Genomic DNA, 24,434 nt, shown 5'->3' on the forward strand with positions numbered 1-24,434 from the left:
TTTTGATATACTAGTTAGGGACTAAATTAATAGAAATTAGGAGAATTGGCATGATCGTATTATCAGGCACTATTGGCGCCGGCAAAACAAGTTTAACGGAAATGTTAGCAGAACACTTGGGTTCAGAGGCGTTTTATGAAAGTGTAGATGATAATCCGATTTTGCCACTTTTTTATGAAAACCCTAAAAAATATGGCTTTTTATTACAGATTTATTTTCTAAACAAGCGACTATCGCAAATTCAAGTTGCACAAGCAACTGGGCGTCATAACATTTTAGATCGCTCAATATATGAAGATGCGCTGCTGTTTCAATTAACGGCTGATTTAGATCGGGCAACACAAACAGAAGTTGATATATATAAATCACTACTAGATAATATGATGGCTGAGATTGCTGGTACAGCAAATCTGAAAAACCCAGAACTTTTAATTCATGTACGTGTTAGTTTTGAGACAATGTTAACACGTATAAAAAAACGCGGACGCTCATTTGAACAAATCGATGAAAATCCTGGGTTATATGCTTACTATAAAGAACTTAACAAACGTTATGATGATTGGTTTGCAGCGTATGACCGCTCGCCAAAAATCCAAATTGATGGTGATCACTATGATTTTGTGACTAACACCACAGCACGTGATCAAGTATTAGCAGCAATTGATGATAAATTGTCAACATTGAAAGATTAAGTTGCTGTCAGTATATCCAATTGCTTTAAGTAAAGGAGCGACTATGTCAACATATGGTTTTATTGGTACTGGTAATATGGCACAAGCCATGATGAAAGGCCTATTGCGTCAAGGTGTCCCAGCAAAAGATATCCACATCACTTCACCGCGTTCTGCTGAAAAATTGGCGGCAGAACTAGGTGTTGTGGCTATGTCGCCAGAATCATTGGTAGCTGCCAGTGATCTCGTTGTTTTAGCTTTTTTGCCTAACCAATTAGAGAAAATTGTTCAGCCATTAAATTTGCAAGATAAGTTAGTAGTTTCTGTGTTAGCAGGTGTTACACTTGAAACGCTTTCTGCGGCGACAAAGTCAACTCAAATTGTACGCACACTACCTAATGTCAATGTGGCAATTAATCAAGGGGTTATTGCGTATGCAAGTACAGTATTATCGGCAACGCATGAGAAAGTATTTCAACAATTTGCTGACAGCTTAGGGCATCATTTTGATGTGAGTGAATCCCAGTTTGCAACTTTTTCTGCAGTTGCAGGTTCTGGACCAGCCTATGTTTTCAAGTTTATTGCTGCATTAGCTCAGGCAGGAACGCAAAATGGTTTAGAAGCAACACTGGCTACAAAAATAGCCACACAAACTGTCCTTGGCTCAGCTGAAATGCTGAAACAGAGTGACTTAACAGCACAAGCCTTGCAAAATGCAGTGGCCTCACCTGGGGGTTCAACCCGTGCTGGCTTGGACGATTTTGATACCCAAAATTTTGACGCAGTTGTTGCGCATGCCATTTTAGCAACAATAAAGCATAAGCATCTTTAATCTTTGCACAAAAGAAAACCGCTCAATGTATTATTGAGCGGTTTTCTTTATTGTTAGGCCCAATCACCGTTACGGAAAACGGGAACGCTGTGATTGTCTTGTGTTATCCCATCAATCATCATATCAGATGAACCAATCATGAAGTCGACATGTACATCGGAGATGTTCCAACCACGGCTAGCCAAAGATTCGGGACTAGCAGTTTTACCATCTGAGATGTTCGAAGCATAGGCTGCGCCAATTGCTAAGTGGTCTGAAGCATTTTCATCAAAGAGTGTGTTATAGAATAAAATACCACTTTGTGAAATCGGTGATGGATCAGGCACAAGCGATACTTCGCCCAATGACTTTGACCCATCATCTGTCTCAATCAATTGCTTCAAGACGTTTTCACCTCTTGTTGCTGTCGCGTCAATGATACGGCCATCTTTAAAATCCAGTGCAATGTTGTCAATGAGGTTACCTTGATATGATAGAGGCATAGTGGCTGCGACATGACCATCAATGTGACGATTGTCAGGGGCAGTGAAAACTTCTTCGGTTGGCATATTTGGAATAAAGATATTACCGGCTTTATCTTGTGAAATAGCAGCTTCCCAAATATGGCCTTCAGCTAAACCAATTGTAAAGTCTGATTTAGCATTTTTATAATGGAGCGCTTTAAAGTTTTGTTGATTCAGCCAATCCGCCTTGGCTTGTAATTTTTTGATGTGGTGGTTCCAATTATCGATGGCGTCTGATGTGTCATCGATACGTACATCTTTCAAAATCTCTTCCCATAGGCGATTAACAGCAGCTTGACCAGACAAATCTGGGAAAACTTTTTCAGCCCATGCTTGCCCAGCCGCAGCGACAACTAGCCAGGAAATATCATCCTTCATTGTTGCTTCACGCACACTTGTAAAGGCCTTTTGATTGGCTTTGGTCATTGTCTGCAAACGTGTTGAATCAACGCCAGCAAGACCATCTGGGTCCTGCGATACAAGCGAAATACGTGAAGCGTTATTAGCCATTAGCGTATTAGCTTTTAAGATATCATATTCTGGGACATTCGCTAAACGTTCCAAGGATGTATGCGTTAAAAACGCCTTATTGATTTGTTGATCAGACCATTCTAAGACAACTTCATGTGCACCAGCACGATAAGCCGCGGCAACAATCTTACGTGCAAAATAAGCTTCATCAACGGCGGCGTAGAGTATGATAGTTTGGCCCGGTTGAACGTTCACACCGCGTTTAACAATTAATTCAGCATATTGGTCTAATTTGTGGTCAAGTGTCATGTTTTTTAGTAATGTCAGATGTTATTTATCTAACGTTTCCCTTCATTTTTTAAAAATAATATCATCATTATCTCATGAAAAATATAAGACATCAACTACTGTGATATTTGTGACCTAAGCTTAATGTATTTTATGAGCGTTTGGCTAAGAAATTTTGTATAATTAATATTATGACAAATAACACTGAAACCCCAAAAAAAGTTAAGACTAAAAAATCTTTGTCGCTCATTACCTGGCTAATTATTATTGTTGGTATTATAGCAACAATTGTCATTTGGCTAATGGCCAAACCACCAATTACTGTTGTGAAAAACACGGCACCAAGTGGTTTTAGTGTTCAAGGTGTTGCCATTAACCAAACTTCAGGTTATGTGGATTATAATAATCTAGCAACAAATGGCATTGATTTTACCTACCTGCGTGCAACTTCAGGGGTTACTTTTGCAGATGATGGTTACCAGGCAAGCTATGACCGTGCGCAAGGGGCACATTTGAAAGTCGGGAGTATTCAAGTATATGATGCGAGTGTTGACGCTGCAACACAGGCACAATATTTCATTGATAAAGTTGGCAATAATATTGGGCAATTACCAATTGCCATTTATGTAACTAATGATCAAATTGCTACGAAAAGCAGCAAAGAACGATTAGCCGTACTTATTCAGTCGCTGTCTACACATTATAATCGCGATATTGTCATTTACACGACACCTAACGTGCAACAACAATTAAACCAAGTCATCAAAAAGACAAAATATTGGTTAATTGCAGATAATACTGATAATAGAGCAACAGCAAATCAATTTATTCAGTATAGTGAAGATCATACAATTGGTAAGGGCTTGAAGGCGGTTAAAATGCCAACTAGTGTATTTAATGGTACAAGACAACAATTTAAGGAGATAAAATGATAAAACTTGGTATTATTGGGACAAATTGGATTACCAAAATGTTCGTAGAAGCGGCATTGGCAACCAATGAGTATGTATTAACGACAGTTTATTCACGCTCGTTAGACAGTGGGGAAAAATTTTTAGCTGACTTAAGGATTGAAGATGCATCTGTTGTCACAACTTTAAGTGATTTGTATGCAGACATTGATGTCGTTTACATTGCTTCACCTAATGCTTTGCACTTTGAGCAATCAAAGGCGGCGATTGAAGCTGATGTGCATGTGATTGTTGAAAAACCAACAACAAGTAATCCTGTTGAATTTGCTGAGATTGAACAATTACTCGCTCAACATGCAGACGTTCGTTATTTCGAAGCAGCAAGGCATATTCATCAACCGAATTTTAAAATTATCGCGCAGACCATTGGTGAGTTATCAGAAATACAAGGGGCAACACTAGTCTATCAAAAGTATTCATCACGATTTGATGCCTATCTAGCTGGCAAAGAACCAAATGTCTTGACACGTGAGTTTAGTGCGGGCGCTTTGTATGATTTAGGTATTTATCCAATATATGCTGCCATTGCCTTGTTTGGTGCACCACAAGCTGTTCAATATTTACCAATATTACTGGCAAATGGGGCCGATGCCCGTGGTACAGCAAACCTATTCTATGATAAATATAATGTGACGGTTATTTTCGGTAAGAATGCTAACTCTTATTTGCCTAGTGAATTTTATGGTTTAAAAGAAACCATTTCAACGTCAAATATAGCCGAACTAGAGCATGTCACTTATTATGATGGTGAGGGTCAGACTGAAAATATCGGGGAAACACCTTATGATAATCCTATGATTCGTGAGGCACAAGACTTTGCCAATGTCATCAATGATCCAGTAGGTAATCACGTGATATATAATCAGTGGTTCCAACTTGCAAAACAAGTCAACCAAACATTGTTTGATTTGCGTTCGTCTGCGGGGATTGAATTCCCAGCAGACCAGAAAGAATAATAAATTAATGGCTATTAGACCAGAGTTACAGGAAAAATTTAATCAAGTATTTGACAAACCGACACCAATCCAAGATGCAGTTTGGGAACGTTTAACAGATGGCGGAAGTGTTTTTGGATTGGCACCAACGGGTACTGGGAAAACATTGGCTTTTCTATTACCAATTTTGTCGCGTATAGATACAAACGCAAAACGCACACAAGTGTTGATTTTAGCACCCAGCCAAGAATTAGCTATGCAGACAACGTCTGTTGCGCGAGAGTGGGGTGCTACGATTGGGGTAACTGTTACGAGCCTGATTGGTGGTGCCAATGGCCGTCGACAGGCAGATAAATTGAAAAAAGATAAGCCACATGTTGTTATCGGTACGCTCGGTCGTGTATTGACTATGGCTGCGGGTGGTACGCTAAAATTTGGGATGGTTCAGACTGTTATCTTTGATGAAGCAGATGCCATGCTAAATGACGAACGGCATGATAGTTTGCAAGAATTAGCAACTCAATTGCCAGAAAAAGTACAACTAGGCCTCTTTTCGGCGACTTCTGGTGTTGATTTGAAATATGTTTCAGACACTTTTAATCAGATTGTCAAACCTATTTCAGTTGGTACAGATGCGCCAGCAGCAATAAGTCATGAGTTTCAATATGTTGATCAAAAAGCCAAAGCAAATATACTCATTCAATTAGCGCGACACAACCAACAGGCTCTGGTATTTTTTAATACAATTAGTGGTCTGGTGAATATGCAGGCAACACTGCGTCACGCACATGCCAGTGTGATGAGCATCGGTAGTAATGACAAACGACAGGTACAACGTGCAGATGCATTGCGTCTCTTTAAGAAAGGTGACGTTAAGTTATTACTCGTGACCGATGTTGCGGCCAGAGGTTTAGATATTGATGATTTACCACTGGTAGTTAATGCGCAACTACCACAACGAAAAAAGACTTATATCCACCGTGCTGGTCGGACTGGTAGAATGGGTAAGCCAGGGCGAGTACTGAATCTCGGCAATGATCATGATATTCGTAATCTCAAACACGAATTAGGAGACGATTTTGCCTTAGTGAAGGCAGTGAATGATTTTCCTGACAAGACAGAAAAGACATCGGTACAAGTTGGTAATGCAGCATCGCTATCTCGTGCAAAGTTAACCGCTAGAGATTCGGATGTCAAAAAGTCGGCATACGTTAAAGCACCTCAATCCGACATAAACCATGTTATTTCTGAAAAGCCAAAAAAGAAAAAGCGTGCTAAAGCATCAAAAGATAAAGGTAAGCCGAAATGGGCAGGGCAAAAAAAGTAAAAACGCAGATTGCGTTTTTTTTATTGACATTTGCATCTTAAAATTATAAAATATCTCATATTAATAACATTTTTCTAATTGCATAGGGGACAGCAACATGGCAATGAAATATATTAAGCAATTGAAAAAGCAACTCAACCTACTCATTTCCTAATGAGTAGGCATTTTGAGCACTGTCTACGGTATCTGGTAAGTACGTAGACAGTTAGTTGATGGGAAAAGCATTCTAACTGATCAGCAGTTAGAATGCTTTTTTGTTAGGAGAAAAGATGATTGTAGATATTGATAAATTTATAAATACACGTAAACAGCTAAAAATATCACAAGTGGCCTTATCGGCAGGCATTTGTACCCAAGCAACCTTGTCGAAATTTGAGCATCAACAGCAGACACCTTCTCTAGAAATAACAAGTGCACTTTGTTCACGACTTAATCTGACCTTAGATGATATTTTTATTATTGAGAATTTGAACAAGCGCCAAGAAGAATATCTTTTACAACAAATTTTTAGAGCATTAAGTAGCCAAAATGATATGTTATTTGAAACAGTTGTTAGAACTTGTGATGTGAGACAGTTTTCTTTGGCGGGATATCAGTTACTTCAATTGTGTCGTTACTTTAAAGTGGTATTAGTGACAAAAAACACACAACAGGCGAAAAAATTATTGAAAACAATCGTAGTTAGTAAGTTAACGACGGCGCAATGTTATTTTTTTTATGCGATTACGGCGTATTATTATCAATTAATTGGGCGCACAAAGGAAGCAGGACAAATAGTGTCCGACTTGTTAGAACGAAAAGATAGTATAATGTCTGGTGAGTATAGCATTGTGAAAATCATGACAATTTACACCATTGCTATGTCACAACGAGATATGCAACATACTCAAGCATCAGTCACTACGGCGGCAAAGGGTATTGCTTTATCAAATCAATATGATCAAACAGCATTTTTAGAAAATTTTTTTTGGTTAATAATAGATGCTAGTCCGACGTGGTCTAGTCAGCATTTCGTTGTAACCGAACTAACTAAAAATGCGTGTTGCTTGGCTAAAATGCATGGCAACCAGTGGATATTAGACAAAATAAATCAACAAAGTGGGGGAAAACAATGACAACATTACAAATTAAGAATTTACATGTGGCAGTCAGTGGCAAAGAAATACTAAAAGGCGTGAATTTAACAGTTCATACTGGCGAAATGCATGCCATTATGGGGCCAAACGGTACCGGAAAATCAACATTGTCTCAAGCTATCATGGGACATCCAGCTTACCAGGTAACATCGGGAAGCATTACTTTAGATGGACAAGATTTATCAGAAATGGCTGTTGATGAACGCGCACGGGCGGGTTTATTTCTGGCTATGCAATATCCATCAGAAATTCAGGGTGTCACTAATGCGGAATTCATGCGTGCAGCCATCAATGCGCGACGACCTGAATCCGATCAGATGAGTATTATGACATTTTTAAAGACCTTAGATCGTCAACGTGAGTTTTTATCGATGACATCGGAAATGGCAGAACGCTATCTCAATGAAGGTTTTTCAGGTGGTGAAAAGAAGCGGAATGAAATTTTACAAATGATGATGATTCAACCTAAAATTGCTATTTTAGATGAGATTGATTCAGGCCTAGATATTGATGCCTTGAAAGTTGTGTCACGAGGTGTCAACCATATGCGCTCAGATAACTTTGGCACATTAATGATTACACATTATCAACGGTTATTAGATTACATTGTCCCAGATTTTGTCCATGTTATGATGGGTGGCAAAATTGTTAAAACGGGTACTGCAGATTTGGCAAAAAAGTTAGAGCTGGAGGGCTATGCTGGTTTACGTGATGAACTTGGACTGGATATTGTGTTAACTGACGAAGACGCTGATCGTCTTGTGGCGGTGAAGCATGAATGAAGAAAGTCTACCCTTGCCTGAATTTACCAAGGTGAAGTATCGTACTTGGCAGTTAGATCAAATGAACCCTTCTCAGGCACAGAGCGCAACGTCCCATTTTTTAACAGACGAATTAGGCATTGAAGTAAGTGGAACAGCAACGAGCTATTATTATTTACCAAAATATCTTGTTGCGCAAGGCGTGTTGCTGACCAACATCAATACTGCTCAATCACGTTATCCGCAACAATTGGATAAGCTGTTAGGACAAGTCATTGCCAATAACACTGATCGACTAACAGCGCAAAATGCCCAGAAATTTAACACAGGCATCCTACTTTATGTGCCTGACCATACAGTGATTAAAGACGTGATCCATCTTAATTTGAACCAATTATCGGTTGGCGGAAATGATTATATTGCGCGGGTATTAGTTTATGTTGGTCGTCAGTCATCAGTCACTATTTTACAATCAGCCCACACAATAGGCTCTGACACAACAAAAGCATCGCTTGTCGTTGAAGTGATTGCTGACGTTGGCGCCTCGGTTCACTATGCTAATCTAGACGCGTTCTCTGGCAAAACAACAGCTTACATTCATCGTGAAGCTGATATTCGTGACCATGCTACCTTAGATTGGTCAAATGTGGCTTTTAATGATGGCCAAGTGGTGACCAAATTAGTGAGTCACTTGAATGGTGAGGGGGCTGTTTCACATGCAAATATTATGGCGATGACCCACCATAAACAGACGCAGGGTTTTATGACGAACATGGTTAATCGTGGCCGTCATTCACTTGGTCATATTTATCAACGCGGTGTCATTTTGAATCATTCAACCTTGGTTTTTAACGGTATCGGACAAATCATTAAGGGTGCCAAGGGTTCTGATGCACAACAAGAATCACGTGTATTGATGCTATCACGTCGGGCACGTGGCGATGCAAACCCTTTGCTCCTCATTGATGAAAATGATGTCACTGCTGGGCATGCAGCATCAGTTGGTCGCGTTGATGAAAATCAAATGTATTACTTAATGAGTCGTGGTTTGAGTGAAAAATTGGCACGAGAACTAGTTATTTGCGGTTTTATGGGTAATGTTTTAGCAGAAATACCGACAAACAGAGCACAACAAGCTGTTATTAATGCGATTGCGGAGAAACTAAAAAATGAAAATTAAACCATCAGATTTTCCTATTTTGGCACAACAGGTCAACCAACATCGACTAGTGTATTTGGATAGTGCAGCAACATCTCAGAAACCAGCAAGCGTACTGGCAGCTTTGAACCAATACTATACCCATGACAATGCAAATGTTCATCGTGGTATTTATGATTTATCACAACGAGCCACCACTGCTTACGAATTAGCACGAGATAAAGTACAACATTTTATCCATGCTAAGAAACGTGAAGAAATTCTTTTTACGCGTGGTACAACCGAAGCGATTAATTGGGTTGCGCAAACTTACGGCATGACGCATATTAATCCTAGTGATGAAATTGTTATTTCTTATATGGAGCACCATGCCAATATTGTGCCGTGGCAACAACTTGCTAAACAACGTGGTGCAACCCTAAAATATATTAGGTTAGCTGCCAATGGCACATTAGATATGCACGATGCAGACAAACAAATTACGGCACGTACTAAAATTGTTTCTATCACACAGGCGTCAAATGTGTTGGGTGTTGTTAACCCAATTAAACAAATCGCAGCTTTGGCTCATGCTCAACACGCAGTATTGTTGGTTGATGGTGCGCAATCTGTACCCCACATGCCAATTGATGTGCAACAATTAGATGCTGATTTTTTTGTTTTTTCAGGTCATAAAATGATGGGTCCAACAGGAATTGGCGTCTTATATGGCAAACGTGACCTTTTGGCACACATACCACCTGCGCAATTTGGTGGTGAAATGGTAACAACTGTTTCACAAAATGACGCTCATTTTCAACCATTGCCTTGGCGATTTGAGGCTGGGACACCTAATATTGCTGGAGCCATTGGTTTGGGTGCTGCAATTGATTATCTACTGACATTAGATATGGTGGAAGTTGCCAAATATGAGCAACAACTAACACAATACGCATTAGAGTCATTACATAAAATTGATGCTATTACGGTTTATGGTGCTGATGATGTCCACCAAACAGGGATTATTACTTTTAACATGGCAGGCGTACATGCACATGATTTAGCCACGGCATTAGATCAATTGGGTATTGCAGTACGTGCTGGGCATCACTGTGCGCAGCCACTAATGCGTTATTTAGGCGTAGCTGCAACGGTGCGCATGAGTTTCTATGTGTATAATACGCTTGACGATATTGATGACACTGTTGCTGCAATAAAGGAAATAAAGGATTACTTTAAAAAATGACTTTGCATAATTTAGATCAAATTTATCGACAAGCTGTACTTGATTATGCCCAACATCCCCACCACAAAGCACCAGTGACAAAAGCGGATAGTTGTCAAATTGAACAGTATAATCCAACTTGTGGGGATATTATTCGGTTAGCGCTGACAGTTGAACATCAAACAATAGTTGCTTGCCATTTCGATGGTGAGGGATGTGCTATTTCGACGGCTTCAGCATCAATAATGATGGACCTTATTATCGCGCAATCGTTAGTCACCACTAAAGAACAAATCAAATTATTTTCGCGTATGGTGACAGGAGATGATGGTGACTATAAAATGTTGGGGGATGCACAAATGTTAGCTGGCGTCACACAGTTTCCAGCACGTGTGAAGTGTGCCACGTTGCCATGGCACGCATTGTCGCTGTTAATACAACAAATTGAGGAGGAATAGTGTCATGGAAATTGACCGCCAAGAAGCATTGGAACGCACAAAAATAGCAATTCAAACCAAAAAAATAGACGAATTAGGCCGTCAAGATGATTATCAGGCTGTTTTTTCAACTGGACGTGGGCTTAACGAATCAGTTATTCGCGCGATTTCTGCTGAGAAAAAAGAACCAGAGTGGATGCTTAACTATCGGTTACGTGCTTATCAATCTTATTTAGATATGCCGATGCAAACTTGGGGACCAGATTTAAGTGACATCGACTTTGATGCTATCTATTATTATAATAAACCAACACATGAAAAATATCGTGATTGGCAGGACGTACCAGATACTTTGAAACAAACCTTTGAAAGGTTGGGTGTGCCAGAAGCTGAGAGGCGTTGGCTAGCAGGCTCTTCAGCACAATACGAATCGGAAGTTGTTTACCATCGGATGAAAGCTGAATTTGAAAAAACAGGTATCGTATTCACGGATACAGATACAGCAGTACAAGAATATCCAGAATTAGTGAAAGCTTATTTTGGTTCGTTAGTAAAACCGACCAATAATAAATTAGCGGCCTTGAATGCGGCAGTATGGTCAGGTGGCACTTTTATCTATGTGCCAAAAGGTGTCCATGTCACTACGCCCATTCAATCTTATTTCAGAATTAATACAGCGAATGAAGGACAGTTTGAGCGCACACTAATTATTGTTGATGAGGGGGCACATGTTGACTATGTTGAAGGGTGTTCGGCACCAATGTATTCTGGTGATGCATTGCATGCGGCCGTAGTGGAAGTGATTGTTAAAAAAGACGGCTATTGCCGATATACAACCATTCAAAACTGGTCAAATAACGTTTATTCTTTAGAAACTAAGCGTGCTGCTGCACATGAAAATGCCACAATGGAGTGGGTGGATGGCAATTTTGGCTCAAAAACAACCATGAAGTATCCATCAGTTTATTTGGAAGGTGAAGGCGCGCGAGGAACCATGCTGTCCATTGCTGTTGCTGGACAAGAGGTGACACTAGATTCTGGTGCGCAAATGATTCATCATGCTAAAAACACCTCTTCGTCGATAGTGTCTAAATCAATAGCTCATGATGGCGGTGCAACGGATTATCGTGGCACGATTAAATTTGGCCGTGAATCTGATGGGTCTTTTGCCCATGTTGAATGTGATACGATTTTGATGGATGACCAGTCATCTGCTGATACGATTCCCTATAATACCATTTTGAATGGCAATGTATCGATGGAACATGAAGCTAAAGTATCACGTGTGTCTGAAGAACAGCTTTATTATCTTATGAGTCGTGGTATTTCTCCCGAAAAAGCCACAGAAATGATTGTTATGGGATTTGTGGAGCCCTTCACAAAAGAATTGCCAATGGAGTATGCTGTAGAATTAAATCGTCTCATGAAATTTGAAATGATTGGATCGGTGGGTTAAATGGCTACAATTGAAGAAGCTATTATGGCACAGTTGCGTATGGTTGTTGATCCTGAATTACAGATTGATATTGTCAATCTTGGTTTAATCAATCAGGTTACCTATGAAGAAGATGGACATGTCATCATTAATATGACGTTAACGACAATGGGATGTCCGTTAACATCAGTATTAGAAACGATGATTGACGATGCGCTTAAAATTTTACCAGAAGTTAATACGACAGAAATTGTATTGCAATGGGAACCAGCATGGACCATAGATCGCATGTCACGTTACGCTAAAATGGCATTAGGCTTAAAATAATGCGTGATATTATATCCATTTGGCATATTTTGATATAATTGCTTGCCGTTGAGACATAAAATGATTATGATGAGTTTATTAAATGAAAAGGAAAAAAATCACATGATGAGTAGCATGACAACACAAATAAATAATAGTGCAGTGCGCCTTCTCAACTTGCTTAGAAACTCCTAACAAGTTGGGCTTTTAAGGCTGGTTTGTTGGGTTAAGTTAAACTCTAACGGCTGGCTGACGAGGACATGTGATAATCCCAAACAAGCCGTTTAACGGCAGGTTTGGGATTTTTTGATGACTAAGGGGGTCAAAATGACAAATCAAATCACTTTTTATGACCCCACCATGCGTGATGGAGAACAAACCATAGGAGTAAATTTTACGATTGATGAAAAAATAAAATTAGCGCAAGCACTAGAAAAATATGGGGTGTCTGCTATAGAGGCTGGTTTTCCAGCAGCATCCAAAAAAGACTTTGATGCTGTGGTAGAAATTTCAAAGGTAGTACACACAGCTAAGGTTGTTGGTCTTGCGCGACTTGTGCGTCAAGACATTGATGCCGTGGTTGCAGCCACACAGCAGGCAAAGCACCCCATGATCCATGTTTTTATTGCCACATCACCAGTGCATCGTACCTATAAGCTACATATGTCGCCTTCAGAAATTATTGAAAAAGTAATATCAGATATTCGCTACACAAAAACAATGATGTCAGAAATAATTTTTTCACCAGAGGATGCCACGCGAACTGAACCAGAATTTTTAGCGCGCGTGATTCAAGCAGCCATTGAATCCGGCGCAACGATGATTAATATACCGGATACCGTAGGCTACGCCACACCATATGAATATGGTGAACTGTTTGAGTATTTACGCGAACATGTACGAGATTTTGATCAAGTGACTTGGGCCACACATACACACAATGATTTGGGAATGGCTAACGCCAACGCATTGGCAGGTATTATGCACGGGGCTACAGAAATTCAAGGCACAATTAACGGTATAGGTGAGCGTGCGGGGAATGTCGATATTATTGAGGCTGCTGCAGCTATTTATGTTCGACGACAAACTTTTGCGAAACAAACAGCAATTATTTTAGAGCAATCAAAGCACATTTCGGATATTGTTGCTCAGGCCACTCACATGCCGGTAGCTAAAAATAAACCCATCATGGGGCGTAACGCGTTTGCACATGAGTCAGGCATTCATCAAGATGGGTATCTTAAGAATCCTGAAACTTATGAAATCTTGAGACCGGAAATGGTCGGGACGCAAGCCTCATTACCACTAGGAAAACTATCCGGTTCGCATGCTGTCATGAATCAGTTGCTCTCTCTGGGCTATCATATTTCTCGTCAAGATATGGTGACCATTCTACCTATTTTTAAGCGTATTGCTGAAAAAACATCAACGGTTTCCGATCAACAAATGCAAGATATGATGACCATGATTCAAACCAACAAGATGATGGGGGCCATTCATGAGTGACATCAAAAAAATAGCGATATTAAAAGGCGATTACATTGGACCGGAAATTATGGCTGCAGGGCTGGCAGTTTTAGAAGCCGCGACGGCGGGTTCTACTTTTAAATATGAGTTAATCGACCTGCCTTTTGGTGGGGATGGCATAGACCGTGTAGGCGACCCGCTACCTGAAAAAACGATTCAAGTAGCGAAACAATCGGATGCCGTCTTATTGAGCGCGATTGGTGGTCCTAAATGGGATGACGCAACGAAACGACCCGAAGAGGGATTACTTGGTATGCGATCGGCTTTAGGCTTGTTCGCAAATATCCGACCAACGCATATCACAGCAGCACAAATTGCGCGTTCACCACTAAAACAATCGTACGTTGCAGACACCGACTTTGTGATTGTACGTGAATTAACGTCAGGCGCTTACTTTGGTGAACCCCGTGTGTTAGCAGCAGACTTTGCAAAAGATACCATGTATTACAGTACTTCTGAAATCACTCGAATCATGCAGACAGGCTTTCAACTTGCCGAAAAACGACGACAACATGTCACGATTGTGGATAAATCAAATGTGCTGGCAACGTCTAAATTGTGGCGTCAAATTGCAACAGAAGTGGCAAAAGCCTACCCGGATATTTATGTTGATTATTATTATGTCGATGCTATGTCGATGGCTATTATTGCTAAACCTACAGCCTTTGATGTGATTATCACGCCGAATCTATTTGGTGATATTCTCAGTGATGAGGCAGCACAAATTACTGGGTCTATCGGACAAATACCTTCAATGTCAGTTGGTCAAGGCGGGCCGAATTTATATGAGCCAATTCACGGATCAGCGCCAGATATTGCCGGAAAAGGTATTGCGAATCCAATGTCAATGATTCATGCTGTAGCGATGATGCTTTCCGAAAGTTTTGGGGAAGTGAACTTGGCCAGGCAAATTACTGATGCTGTATCGGCTGCCATTAATGCTCAGGTTATGACGCCTGATATGGGTGGTCATGATACAACGCTCACAGTAACTAACTACGTGATTCAATCTATTCAACATGTGAGAGAGGGTAAGCAATGAAGCAAACACTATTTGATAAAATTTGGAATACGCATGTAGTGGCTGGTGAGCCGGGTGAGGCACAACTGATTTATGTCGATTTACATTTAATTCATGAGGTGACCTCACCACAACCGTTTGATGGTTTGCGTAGTACAAAGCGGCAATTACGACGACCGGATTTAACCTTTGCCACAATGGATCATAATGTACCAACAAAAGACATTTTTAATATTGAGGACCAAATGTCTCGTTTACAAATGGATACTTTGGTAAAAAATGCGCAAGAGTTTGGGGTGCCATTGGCTTCAATTGGTGATGATAAGCAAGGCATTGTCCATGTTGTTGGTCCAGAGCGCGGGCTAACACAACCGGGAAAAGTCATTGTTTGTGGGGATTCACATACAGCTACACACGGTGCATTTGGCGCCATTGCGTTTGGTATTGGTACATCTGAAGTTGAACATGTGATGGCTACGCAAACGATTTGGCAAGTTAAACCAAAAACGATGGGCATTAAAGTAACAGGTGAAATGCCAAAAAATACTTATGCTAAAGATATTATTATGGCTATTATTGCAGAACATGGTGTCTCTTTTGGTACCGGTTATGCGATTGAATTTTATGGTGAAACGATTGAGGCGCTGTCTATGGCTGCACGGATGACATTATGTAATATGTCAATTGAAGCAGGTTCAAAAACTGGGATGGTGAAGCCAGACCAGACCACATTTGATTATATAGCCGGTCGAGAGTTTGTACCAAAAAAATTTGACTCGGCTAAGGCTTATTGGTCGCAATTTTATACAGACGATGAAACGGCCTTCGATGAGATTATCACTTTTGATGTCAGTCACCTTAAGCCGATGGTAACATGGGGAACAAATCCGGGGATGGCAACTGCAGTAGATCAAATATTACCGGAAATAAGAGATGATAATGATCGCGCAGCATACGATTATATTGGTTTAGAGCCAGGAATACCAGTGACCGATATTCCACTAGACTATATTTTTATTGGCTCTTGCACAAATAGTCGTTACGAAGACTTGGCAATCGCTGCTGCCATGATGAAAGGGCAGCATTTGGCACCCAATATCACAGCATGGATTGTGCCAGGGAGTCGCGCCATTCGTAATCGTGCGATTGCAACCAGTATTGCTAAAATTTTTGAAGCGGCGGGTTGCGAATGGCGAGAACCTGGGTGTTCAGCATGTTTGGCCATGAATCCAGATAAAATACCAGCCGGCAAGCATGTGGCTTCCACGTCTAACCGTAATTTCATTGGGCGACAAGGGGCTGGCTCTCGTACACATTTGGCTTCACCAGCAATGGTTGCTGCTGCGGGTATTGCCGGACACTTTGTTGATATTACAGAAATCTGATTTAAGGGGGATCTATGGAAGCATTTATTAAAGAAACAGGTCGTGCGGTGGTGATCCCAAACGACAGTATTAATACCGACATCATTTTACCAAAGCAGTTTTTGAAAAATATATTGAAAACGGGGTTTGGGCCACATTTATTTTATGATTGGCGCTATCTTGCAGATGGCAAAATAAACCCGAAATTTGAGCTCAATAAGCCAGAACATGCTGGTGCTACTGTACTGATTACTGGGGTTGATTTTGGTTCTGGTTCGTCGCGCGAACATGCGGTATGGGCACTTACTGATTATGGCTTTCGTGCGGTGATAGGTGGCAGCTTTTCAGATATTTTTTATATGAATGCCACTAAAAATGGGTTACTACCTATTGTGTTACCAGAAGCAGAACGACAAATTTTACGTGATATAAAACCTGATGAAACAATAACGATTGATTTGCCAAATCAAATAGTCACTTATAACAATAATCAATTTCACTTTGATATTAATCCGCAGTGGCAAGCAAAGTTTATTAATGGTGAAGATGATATCGATGTCACAATGAAATTTGAAGCAGCCATTACAGCGTTTGAAAAAAAACAGCCAAACTTTGATTAGGAGGAAACCAGATGAATCGTGCAACTGTCTTGCAACAGAGCATGGACGCAACACTTGTCGCCATCTGGGGACCAGAAACGAAAAAATCTACAATGAACTAAAAGGAGTATTGAAAATGTCAGAAACAGCTACAACTACAAAAACAATAACATGGAACGGTGGTGTTCAAGAAGAGGCCATCACGATTTTGAAAGCAGCAGGGGGCATGATTGTTAGTCCAACAAAGGTTGGTTACATTATTATGACTTCTGATAAGCAAGGATTAGAACGCAAATTTTCTGCAAAAAATCGTCGACGAAATAAACCTGGGGTTGTTTTATGTGGCTCAATGGCACAAGTCAAAGCATTGGCACAAATGACGCCCGAAATTGAGCAAATGTACCAAAAACATTGGGATGACGATATTTTGCTTGGATGCATTTTGCCATGGAAAGCGGCCGGTAAGGCCATGATTCCAGCAGATGGCAGTCAAGAATTGATGATGGATCAACGTGAGACGAGTTGTTTTGTGATTAAGTTTGGTAAACCAAGCGAACAAATTGCCAAGACAATGTGGGAAACTTACCATAAGTTTTCGTTTGCGAGTTCAGCAAACCCATCAGGCAAAGGGAACCGCGGACTTGTCACAGGTATTGGGGAACAGATTGAGCGGGCAGCAGACTTAATTATTGAAGCTAATGACTATGTTGCTAGCATTCAACCTGATAAAACAGTTGATACACGCTATGAACAAGGTGTTATGGTTTCAATGGTTGATGACAAAGGGCACCTTATTCCAGAACAGCATGGTCGTGTGGGCGTGCAACCAGCACCTATTGTTATTCGTAAGGGATTAGATGTTGATAAAATTATGAAGCACATGAGTGATATTTTCACTACCTGGGATTACCGACATGGTTTCTATTATTAAGTGGGCAACAGAACAATTAGGAGAATAGTATGATAGAAAAACAGCACCGCACCACATTACAAACCGATATTCTACGGTATAGTAGCTTTATTTTACTCATTTTAGTAGCTGGTATTTTGCTACTAATGTCAGGTGTTGCAAAATATCCTGAAATCATAGGAATGGCTTATTTATCCTTTACGTTTGGGTTGCGTCATGCCTTTGATGTTGATCACATTGCAGCGATTGATAATATGACACGTAAAATGCTGAACGATGGCAAAAATACACGTGGTGTGGGCTTTAGTTTTTCATTTGGACATTCAATGGTGGTTGTTTTAATGGCATTGTTGACGGTTTTATTTGTGGCGTGGGCGAAGCAATCCATGCCGATTTTTGAGCAAATTGGCGGTGTTTTTGGGACAATGATAGCTGCTGTTATGCTGTTATTATTGACGGTTGTTAATACGTTTATTATGCGTGGTATTTGGCGAGAGTTTAGGCACATTGGACGTGGTGGACAGCAACACACGACTGATGAACGATATCAGCAAACAGCAATCTATCGCTTCTTTTTAAAGTTGCTAAAATTAATTAAACACAACTGGCAAGTTGCAATTGTTGGCTTTTTGTTTGGTTTGGGTTTTGACACAGCGACGCAAATTGCGGTATTAGCGACATCAGCGACGGCTGCAAATGCAGGCATTGCCTGGTATACCACGCTTGCTTTCCCGCTGTTATTTACAGCTGGTATGTGTTTGATGGACACAGTGGATGGTTTTTTCATGAGTACCACCTATACTTGGATTGTGTCGTCATCGTATCGTAAGGTTTACTATAACTTGATTTTGACAGGTATTTCGATTATGGCTGCAGGCTTTATTAGTTTTGTTGATTTCATTCAGTCAATCAGTGTGATGCTTAATTGGCATAATAGTTTGACCGATTGGGCACAAGCTTTAGATTTCAATAAATTAGGGATTATTTTAGTGGCAATATTTGCCGTAACATGGATTATTGCCTTAACATTGTGGCGTGTACTAAAGCTCTCTGAGAAAGATGTGTTATCTCACTAAACTGCAAAAGAATGTCTGTTACTAAGCAAGATTCTTTTCGTATAATAAATGCGTTAACCATTACAACGGTTGAATATGCTACTATTAATGGTAGGATATAAATTTATTGTGTCAGTTGTTTTTAATCTTCTATTAATCAGAAACAAGTACAATAAAAACAACATAACGCTACAATGGAGATGCAAAATGTCAAAGGCAATTAAAATTTTATTAATCGAAGATGATGCTAATCTCGCAGATAATATTGTGGGCTTTTTGCAAGATTTTGCGGACGTTAATGTTGTAACCAATGGATTAGATGGGGAATACGAGGGACAAGAATCCCCTTATGACTTAATTATTTGTGATTTAATGTTACCTGGCGAAAATGGGCTAGAGGTGATTAAGCACTTGAGAGACAATGATATTGAGACGCCTGTCTTAATTTTAACGGCTAAAAGTTCTTTGGATGATAAGATTGAAGGTTTCAATGTTGGTGCTGATGATTACTTGACAAAGCCTTTCTATCGTGAAGAGTTACTAGTACGTGTTAAGGCATTATTGCGCCGAGCAGGTGTCTATTCTGAAGATAACATGATAACTGTTGGTGATGTACTCATTAATTTGGAAAATCGCGGGGTACAAGTTCATGGTCAACCGGTTAAATTAGTGGGTAAGGAATTTGATATTTTAACTTATTTAGCTCAAAACAAGAACATTATTGTGACACGAGATCAAATTTTTGACCGTGTGTGGGGAATTGATTCAGATACGACGATTAATGTTGTCAATATTTATTTGAACAATCTTAGACGTAAATTAGAAGCTGTCGGGCAAAATGATTTGATAAAAACATTACGCAACATCGGTTTTATTTTAGAGGTTGATGATGCCTAATGTCATTAATAAACAACAACAAATTCGCGGATTTTTACTTTTGATTGCGAGTTTTTTTGTTATTTTCTCAGTTCTTGGTGGGGTGATTTATTGGTCGTACACACGGACAATTTTTCAGAATTCTGATTCTGCCATTACCCAACAAATTAAACAGTTTAATTTAGCAGGGGCATTAAGAGATTCGGAAGATACTAACCGTAAATCACCAATGCTGTTACAATCTAATACATTGGCGGATGTTTGGGTTTATGATAAAGACAAACATCTCTTGTTAGATGACCGTATACCAGAATCATTACAAGAGATCTACCGCAAGCAGTTCAAATATCGTGGTAATTTTATCTCGTCAAGACCCAAGACAGTACAAATAGAAGGTAATTACTATCGTGTCGCCAGCGTAGAATTTATTGACAATACCCGTAATAATAGTGGGCAACTTGTTAAGTATGGGATTATCACTGTCAATGTGAATGATACAATTTTTAACCTGAACCACTTCAAAAAAGTTATTTTGTGGTCGTTTGGTACTTTTGGTCTACTCGCATTGATGGTCTCATATTGGATTAGCCTTAAAAATATGAAACCAATCATTAAATCTTGGCAACAGCAACAAGATTTTGTTAATAACGCGGCACATGAATTACGAACACCGATGGCAGTCATTCAAGGTAAACTAGAAAATATGTTGACGCACCCAGAATCAACAGTCCGCGAGCAGTCGAATGCAATTATCTTGTCGCTATCAGAAGTACGACGTCTAACGTCCTTAACGAACAATATGCTCACATTAGCAAAGTCAGAATCCAATATGACGCGTATTGAAAAAGAACCGACTAATATCGCCGATTTCTTGTCTCGTATTTTAGCACCTTATCAAGAAATGGCAGAATTTGATGGCAAGCAGGTATTACTTTCTGCACATGTTAATCAGCCTATTTATATTGATCAAAAGCGCATTCATCAGTTAATTGTACTTTTAGTCGATAATGCTATGAAATATTCAGAAGCAGGTGCCACGGTAGCAATTGCTGCTAGCATTGAAAAACGTAAGTTTGTTTTGACAGTAGCTGATACGGGACGCGGTATTAGCGATGAAGCCAAAAAGCATGTTTTTGACCGCTTTTATCGTGAAGATAAAACAGGCAGTCGCGAAACAGGTGGTACTGGTCTGGGACTATCTATTGCGGAATGGATTGTCAGGGCACACGGTGGTAAAATTACTGTAGCAGACAATCAGCCGAAAGGCACCGTTTTTAGAATTACCTTACCACTTTAATATTCAGTAAAACTTGTCACGCTATACTACTTTTATCTTAGGAGGGTCGTTATGAAACATAGTTTAATTGTCGTGGCTGCCGTTTCGGCAATTGTTGGTGGCGGAGTTGTTTATTCAGGTACGCAGCCAAACTCGTGGTTTCAAAGAGAACCAGCAATTGAGAAAAAAGCTAATGTCACAGGGCAAGCAACCATAGCTAAAACATCTTATAAAAGCCAAGACACAGCAACGACAGCCTACAATAAAGTTAAAGATGCTGTTGTTACAGTTCAGAATATGAAAAGAGAGACAGCGCAGCCAACAGATGGTTTTGCTGCATTATTCGGACAAAAACCTAAGCAAAATAATCCAAATGGTGCCGTTCAAACAGCATCAGAAGGGTCAGGTGTTGTTTATAAAATTGATAATGGTTATGTCTACATGATTACTAACAATCATGTCGTGGCTAATTCCGATGCATTACAAATCATCACGGCTAGTGGTGAAAAAATCAAAGCAACTATTGTAGGGACTGATCAACAAAAAGATTTGGCTCTCATTAAAGCCAAGACAGATGCAATTAAAACGGTTGCACCATTTGGCGATACGAAGAATATCCAATCGGGACAGCCGGTCTTAGCCATTGGTTCGCCGTTAGGTTCACAATATGCCACTTCAGTAACCAGTGGTATTATATCTGCTCCTCGCCGTGATTTAACAAGTCAACAGACTGGCGGTAATACAGAGCAAGTGATCCAAACAGATACTGCTATTAATCCTGGTAATTCAGGGGGCCCCTTGGTTGATTTAAATGGGCAAGTAATTGGAATTAATTCTTCAAAAGTAGCCGCTTCAGACAACGGGACAAGTGTAGAAGGCATGGGCTTTGCCATTCCTGCTGATGTCGTACAAAGCTTCATAAAAAACACTGAAAAATAATATGAGTTAAAAACACCATTGCGTCGATAATTATCGATGTAATGGTGTTTTTTGATACTTTTCAACGGATTTTCAAATATATTAGTAAAACATATGAAAGGGCTTTCATTAATAAGAGTGATGTGCTATCATTAAAACTTGTAAACGCTTACAAGTGATAACACTTGTTTCTACTAGAGGAGAAGTAGCATGATTAATACTGTTAGCAAAAGTGCTAAGCATCATCATGATTTTGGGCAATTAGCAGATGGATATCTGAAAAAGACACCAATTTTCCAATTTGTCGTTGTCTCACTTATGTTTCCGTTGTGGGGAACAGCAGCAAGTTTGAATGATATTTTAATTACGCAGTTCAAAACTGTTTTTGAATTAAATGATGCAGCGACAGCTTTTGTTCAGTCTGCATTTTATGGCGGTTATTTTCTGGTAGCCATTCCAGCGAGCTTTGTGATTCGCAAAGCGTCTTATAAAGTAACGATAATGACAGGGTTAGTCGCCTATATTTTGGGCGCAGGGTTATTTTTTCCGGCTTCACGTGTAGCAACTTACTCAATGTTTTTAGTGGCGATTTTTGCGATTGCGATTGGCTTGTCCTTTCTTGAGACAGCAAGTGATACATATAGTTCCATGATGGGTCCCAAAAAGTATGCTAACCTACGTTTGAATATTTCACAAATCTTGAACCCAATAGGTAGTATTACGGGTATTTTGTTGGGTAAGTATTTGATTTTTGGTTCTGTGGGCAATTTATCAGAGAAAATGTCTGGTATGCAAGGTGCAGAACGAATTGCATACGGTGAAAAAATGTTGCAGTTGACCTTGCAACCGTATAAATACATTTTGTTTGTCTTGATTGCGATGTTGATTGTCTTGGCTTTTACTAAAATGCCAAGTGCTAAGCCAATTGTGGATGAAACGAAACACGCTAAAGTGCGTTTTAGTGAGTCCATTGCTTATTTGTTTCATAATTATCGGTTTAAAAAAGGTATTTTAGCGCAATTTATCTATGTCGGCATGCAGACAGCAGTTTGGTCATTTACCATTCGTCTAGCTTTGGTGATGAATCACAGTATTTCTGATGCACAAGCGTCTAATTTTATGATTTATTCATATATTGTCTTTTTCCTTGGAAAGGTTGTAGCGACATGGCTATTTACTCAAATTAAGCCGACGCAAGTATTGACTGCTTATTCAATTTTAGGGACCTTATCACTACTGCTGGCAACATTTGCCCCAGGTATGATTGCTGTTTATGCAGCCGTTGGCGCCAGCTTCTTCTTTGGACCACAGTGGCCAACTATCTATGCGCATACACTTGATAACGTCGCAGATAAGCGTCATACCGAGACAGCAGGTGCCATTTTGGTCATGGCTATTGTTGGTGGTGCTGTGGTACCAGCTATCCAAGGACTTGTATCGGATGCGGTGGGTTCGATGCAACTATCATTTATCGTCCCTACCGTAGCATTTGCTTTAGTCAGTTACTATTTTGCAACTGAAATCAAGCACGATATTGAATGATTGAACGAAATGGAGAAACTCATGGCAATCAATGACTATTTTACTGGGATACAACATGTTGGCATACCAACTCAGAATTTAGAGGCAACAATAGCCTTTTATGAAACACTTGGCTTCAAAAAAGCCGGTTTATTTCGAAATAATGACAGTCGTTGTGCTTTCATGCAATTTAATAATCTCGTTATTGAGACATGGGAGGGCGATACAATAAATCATGCGGGGGCAATTAACCACATATCTTTGAATGCAACAGACATTGATAAAGCCTTTGCAGCTGTTAAAGCAGCTGAGTTGACCTTGGTGGATCAAGAGATACAAAGTATCCCTACTTTCTGGGAAAATGGCATACGTTACTTTAACATTTTGGGACCGAATCAAGAAACGATTGAGTTTTGTCAAATTTTATAACTAAAAAAAGACACATAGCCTATATGTGTCTTTTTAATTCAACGTCCTTTGGTACCAATCGAGAATTTGTTTTGGTGTGAGTCGTTCGCCGTGACCAATGCGAGATATTTCTTTACCATTCTCAAACAAAACAAAAGATGGAATGCCACGTAAATTATATGCTGTTGCAACGTCCAGGTTATCATCACGATCAGCATCGAACCAGTTTGCTGTTTGGATAACAGTGTCTTTAATATTTTGGATGAATGGTTTAATAGCACGGCAATCGCCACACCAATCCGCTGAAAGAAACATGACATTACGACCAGGCTTGTGAATATTTTCTGTCACAACAGCGTTGGTATTTTTGACAGGCTGATACATGGTTATTCTCCTTAGTGACATTATTTTTGAAAAGTATACCACAAATTCTAATGGATAATATTTTTTATGTTTGTGAGTTTAAAATGATAAAAATAAAAAAAGGATTTGAAAAATGTTTGACATCACACAAATGTTGCGT

At 39.8% G+C, this 24,434-nt stretch carries 25 protein-coding genes; 23 read left to right on the top strand and 2 right to left on the bottom strand.

Features of this window, described 5'->3' with window-relative positions; translation table 11 throughout:
• Positions 1-50: 50 nt before the first annotated feature.
• Together FAZ25_RS04290 and proC are read left to right on the top strand one after the other, a co-directional pair.
• Complete coding sequence (locus FAZ25_RS04290) at positions 51-692, top strand: deoxynucleoside kinase (protein WP_004899199.1); 642 nt, start codon at positions 51-53, stop codon at positions 690-692.
• Between the two features lie 43 nt (positions 693-735).
• Positions 736-1,503, top strand: coding sequence for a pyrroline-5-carboxylate reductase (gene proC, locus FAZ25_RS04295; RefSeq protein WP_004906838.1), 768 nt, complete (start codon positions 736-738; stop codon positions 1,501-1,503).
• A gap of 53 nt (positions 1,504-1,556) precedes the next feature.
• Here the strand turns inward: proC and FAZ25_RS04300 are convergent, their stop codons facing one another.
• Positions 1,557-2,786: an aminopeptidase gene (locus FAZ25_RS04300; protein ID WP_004906836.1), complete on the bottom strand. Its 1,230-nt coding sequence runs from the start codon at positions 2,784-2,786 to the stop codon at positions 1,557-1,559.
• A gap of 170 nt (positions 2,787-2,956) precedes the next feature.
• Between FAZ25_RS04300 and FAZ25_RS04305 the strand changes: the two genes are divergently transcribed.
• From FAZ25_RS04305 to FAZ25_RS04405, 21 genes are all read left to right on the top strand, one after another.
• A complete protein-coding gene (locus FAZ25_RS04305) occupies positions 2,957-3,697 on the top strand; it encodes a GH25 family lysozyme (RefSeq protein ID WP_004904401.1) in 741 nt (246 codons plus the stop codon).
• Positions 3,694-4,692, top strand: coding sequence for a Gfo/Idh/MocA family protein (locus FAZ25_RS04310; protein WP_004906835.1), 999 nt, complete (start codon positions 3,694-3,696; stop codon positions 4,690-4,692). Before FAZ25_RS04305 ends, FAZ25_RS04310 begins: the two co-directional genes overlap by 4 nt.
• Before the next feature lie 7 nt (positions 4,693-4,699).
• A complete protein-coding gene (locus FAZ25_RS04315; RefSeq protein ID WP_004906832.1) occupies positions 4,700-5,998 on the top strand; it encodes a DEAD/DEAH box helicase in 1,299 nt (432 codons plus the stop codon).
• A gap of 269 nt (positions 5,999-6,267) precedes the next feature.
• Entirely contained in the window at positions 6,268-7,113 is an 846-nt protein-coding gene (locus FAZ25_RS04320) for a helix-turn-helix domain-containing protein (RefSeq protein WP_004906830.1), read from the top strand.
• Positions 7,110-7,916 carry a Fe-S cluster assembly ATPase SufC gene (gene sufC / locus FAZ25_RS04325; protein WP_004904397.1) on the top strand — a complete coding sequence of 269 codons (807 nt, stop codon included), beginning with the start codon at positions 7,110-7,112 and terminating at the stop codon, positions 7,914-7,916. The genes FAZ25_RS04320 and sufC overlap by 4 nt, the downstream gene beginning before the upstream one ends.
• Positions 7,909-9,075: a Fe-S cluster assembly protein SufD gene (sufD, locus tag FAZ25_RS04330; RefSeq protein WP_004906827.1), complete on the top strand. Its 1,167-nt coding sequence runs from the start codon at positions 7,909-7,911 to the stop codon at positions 9,073-9,075. Before sufC ends, sufD begins: the two co-directional genes overlap by 8 nt.
• Positions 9,065-10,279 (top strand): cysteine desulfurase, encoded by a 1,215-nt coding sequence (locus FAZ25_RS04335; protein ID WP_004906825.1) that lies wholly within the window; start codon positions 9,065-9,067, stop codon positions 10,277-10,279. Before sufD ends, FAZ25_RS04335 begins: the two co-directional genes overlap by 11 nt.
• Complete coding sequence (sufU, locus tag FAZ25_RS04340) at positions 10,276-10,716, top strand: Fe-S cluster assembly sulfur transfer protein SufU (RefSeq protein ID WP_004899158.1); 441 nt, start codon at positions 10,276-10,278, stop codon at positions 10,714-10,716. The genes FAZ25_RS04335 and sufU overlap by 4 nt, the downstream gene beginning before the upstream one ends.
• A 4-nt stretch (positions 10,717-10,720) precedes the next feature.
• Positions 10,721-12,151, top strand: coding sequence for a Fe-S cluster assembly protein SufB (sufB, locus tag FAZ25_RS04345; RefSeq protein ID WP_004906823.1), 1,431 nt, complete (start codon positions 10,721-10,723; stop codon positions 12,149-12,151).
• Complete coding sequence (locus tag FAZ25_RS04350) at positions 12,152-12,457, top strand: metal-sulfur cluster assembly factor (RefSeq protein ID WP_004899151.1); 306 nt, start codon at positions 12,152-12,154, stop codon at positions 12,455-12,457. It begins immediately after the preceding gene.
• Between the two features lie 306 nt (positions 12,458-12,763).
• Positions 12,764-13,942, top strand: coding sequence for a 2-isopropylmalate synthase (locus FAZ25_RS04355; protein ID WP_004906821.1), 1,179 nt, complete (start codon positions 12,764-12,766; stop codon positions 13,940-13,942).
• The gene (gene leuB, locus FAZ25_RS04360; RefSeq protein ID WP_004906819.1) at positions 13,935-15,005 is read left to right on the top strand and encodes a 3-isopropylmalate dehydrogenase; all 1,071 of its coding nucleotides are present in this window, start codon (positions 13,935-13,937) and stop codon (positions 15,003-15,005) included. The genes FAZ25_RS04355 and leuB overlap by 8 nt, the downstream gene beginning before the upstream one ends.
• Positions 15,002-16,369, top strand: coding sequence for a 3-isopropylmalate dehydratase large subunit (leuC, locus tag FAZ25_RS04365; protein ID WP_192269788.1), 1,368 nt, complete (start codon positions 15,002-15,004; stop codon positions 16,367-16,369). Before leuB ends, leuC begins: the two co-directional genes overlap by 4 nt.
• 14 nt (positions 16,370-16,383) lie before the next feature.
• Positions 16,384-16,968 (top strand): 3-isopropylmalate dehydratase small subunit, encoded by a 585-nt coding sequence (leuD, locus tag FAZ25_RS04370; RefSeq protein ID WP_004906816.1) that lies wholly within the window; start codon positions 16,384-16,386, stop codon positions 16,966-16,968.
• A 115-nt stretch (positions 16,969-17,083) separates the two neighbouring features.
• Entirely contained in the window at positions 17,084-17,878 is a 795-nt protein-coding gene (locus tag FAZ25_RS04375) for an L-threonylcarbamoyladenylate synthase (RefSeq protein ID WP_004906814.1), read from the top strand.
• 29 nt (positions 17,879-17,907) lie between these two features.
• Positions 17,908-18,933, top strand: coding sequence for a HoxN/HupN/NixA family nickel/cobalt transporter (locus FAZ25_RS04380; protein ID WP_004906812.1), 1,026 nt, complete (start codon positions 17,908-17,910; stop codon positions 18,931-18,933).
• Between the two features lie 186 nt (positions 18,934-19,119).
• Positions 19,120-19,809, top strand: coding sequence for a response regulator transcription factor (locus FAZ25_RS04385; protein WP_004899129.1), 690 nt, complete (start codon positions 19,120-19,122; stop codon positions 19,807-19,809).
• Entirely contained in the window at positions 19,802-21,085 is a 1,284-nt protein-coding gene (locus tag FAZ25_RS04390; protein WP_004899127.1) for a cell wall metabolism sensor histidine kinase WalK, read from the top strand. The genes FAZ25_RS04385 and FAZ25_RS04390 overlap by 8 nt, the downstream gene beginning before the upstream one ends.
• A 51-nt stretch (positions 21,086-21,136) precedes the next feature.
• Positions 21,137-22,003, top strand: coding sequence for a S1C family serine protease (locus tag FAZ25_RS04395; protein ID WP_004899126.1), 867 nt, complete (start codon positions 21,137-21,139; stop codon positions 22,001-22,003).
• A 189-nt stretch (positions 22,004-22,192) separates the two neighbouring features.
• Positions 22,193-23,524, top strand: coding sequence for an L-fucose:H+ symporter permease (gene fucP / locus FAZ25_RS04400; protein ID WP_004899125.1), 1,332 nt, complete (start codon positions 22,193-22,195; stop codon positions 23,522-23,524).
• Positions 23,525-23,545: 21 nt separating this feature from the next.
• Complete coding sequence (locus FAZ25_RS04405) at positions 23,546-23,932, top strand: VOC family protein (protein ID WP_004906811.1); 387 nt, start codon at positions 23,546-23,548, stop codon at positions 23,930-23,932.
• A gap of 33 nt (positions 23,933-23,965) precedes the next feature.
• Here the strand turns inward: FAZ25_RS04405 and FAZ25_RS04410 are convergent, their stop codons facing one another.
• On the bottom strand, positions 23,966-24,295 hold the full coding sequence (locus tag FAZ25_RS04410; protein ID WP_004906810.1) for a thioredoxin family protein: 330 nt from the start codon (positions 24,293-24,295) through the stop codon (positions 23,966-23,968).
• Between the last annotated feature and the right edge of the window lie 139 nt (positions 24,296-24,434).

This window comes from Leuconostoc sp. LN180020 (assembly GCF_014844115.1).
Lineage (GTDB): Bacteria > Bacillota > Bacilli > Lactobacillales > Lactobacillaceae > Leuconostoc > Leuconostoc citreum.

Bases quoted from the DNA above. Each gene is read 5' to 3' on its own strand.
- FAZ25_RS04290 (WP_004899199.1), top strand. From the start codon at position 51: ATGATCGTATTATCAGGCACTATTGGCGCCGGCAAAACAAGTTTAACG.
- proC (WP_004906838.1), top strand. From the start codon at position 736: ATGTCAACATATGGTTTTATTGGTACTGGTAATATGGCACAAGCCATG.
- FAZ25_RS04300 (WP_004906836.1), bottom strand. From the start codon at position 2,786: ATGACACTTGACCACAAATTAGACCAATATGCTGAATTAATTGTTAAA.
- FAZ25_RS04305 (WP_004904401.1), top strand. From the start codon at position 2,957: ATGACAAATAACACTGAAACCCCAAAAAAAGTTAAGACTAAAAAATCT.
- FAZ25_RS04310 (WP_004906835.1), top strand. From the start codon at position 3,694: ATGATAAAACTTGGTATTATTGGGACAAATTGGATTACCAAAATGTTC.
- FAZ25_RS04315 (WP_004906832.1), top strand. From the start codon at position 4,700: ATGGCTATTAGACCAGAGTTACAGGAAAAATTTAATCAAGTATTTGAC.
- FAZ25_RS04320 (WP_004906830.1), top strand. From the start codon at position 6,268: ATGATTGTAGATATTGATAAATTTATAAATACACGTAAACAGCTAAAA.
- sufC (WP_004904397.1), top strand. From the start codon at position 7,110: ATGACAACATTACAAATTAAGAATTTACATGTGGCAGTCAGTGGCAAA.
- sufD (WP_004906827.1), top strand. From the start codon at position 7,909: ATGAATGAAGAAAGTCTACCCTTGCCTGAATTTACCAAGGTGAAGTAT.
- FAZ25_RS04335 (WP_004906825.1), top strand. From the start codon at position 9,065: ATGAAAATTAAACCATCAGATTTTCCTATTTTGGCACAACAGGTCAAC.
- sufU (WP_004899158.1), top strand. From the start codon at position 10,276: ATGACTTTGCATAATTTAGATCAAATTTATCGACAAGCTGTACTTGAT.
- sufB (WP_004906823.1), top strand. From the start codon at position 10,721: ATGGAAATTGACCGCCAAGAAGCATTGGAACGCACAAAAATAGCAATT.
- FAZ25_RS04350 (WP_004899151.1), top strand. From the start codon at position 12,152: ATGGCTACAATTGAAGAAGCTATTATGGCACAGTTGCGTATGGTTGTT.
- FAZ25_RS04355 (WP_004906821.1), top strand. From the start codon at position 12,764: ATGACAAATCAAATCACTTTTTATGACCCCACCATGCGTGATGGAGAA.
- leuB (WP_004906819.1), top strand. From the start codon at position 13,935: ATGAGTGACATCAAAAAAATAGCGATATTAAAAGGCGATTACATTGGA.
- leuC (WP_192269788.1), top strand. From the start codon at position 15,002: ATGAAGCAAACACTATTTGATAAAATTTGGAATACGCATGTAGTGGCT.
- leuD (WP_004906816.1), top strand. From the start codon at position 16,384: ATGGAAGCATTTATTAAAGAAACAGGTCGTGCGGTGGTGATCCCAAAC.
- FAZ25_RS04375 (WP_004906814.1), top strand. From the start codon at position 17,084: ATGTCAGAAACAGCTACAACTACAAAAACAATAACATGGAACGGTGGT.
- FAZ25_RS04380 (WP_004906812.1), top strand. From the start codon at position 17,908: ATGATAGAAAAACAGCACCGCACCACATTACAAACCGATATTCTACGG.
- FAZ25_RS04385 (WP_004899129.1), top strand. From the start codon at position 19,120: ATGTCAAAGGCAATTAAAATTTTATTAATCGAAGATGATGCTAATCTC.
- FAZ25_RS04390 (WP_004899127.1), top strand. From the start codon at position 19,802: ATGCCTAATGTCATTAATAAACAACAACAAATTCGCGGATTTTTACTT.
- FAZ25_RS04395 (WP_004899126.1), top strand. From the start codon at position 21,137: ATGAAACATAGTTTAATTGTCGTGGCTGCCGTTTCGGCAATTGTTGGT.
- fucP (WP_004899125.1), top strand. From the start codon at position 22,193: ATGATTAATACTGTTAGCAAAAGTGCTAAGCATCATCATGATTTTGGG.
- FAZ25_RS04405 (WP_004906811.1), top strand. From the start codon at position 23,546: ATGGCAATCAATGACTATTTTACTGGGATACAACATGTTGGCATACCA.
- FAZ25_RS04410 (WP_004906810.1), bottom strand. From the start codon at position 24,295: ATGTATCAGCCTGTCAAAAATACCAACGCTGTTGTGACAGAAAATATT.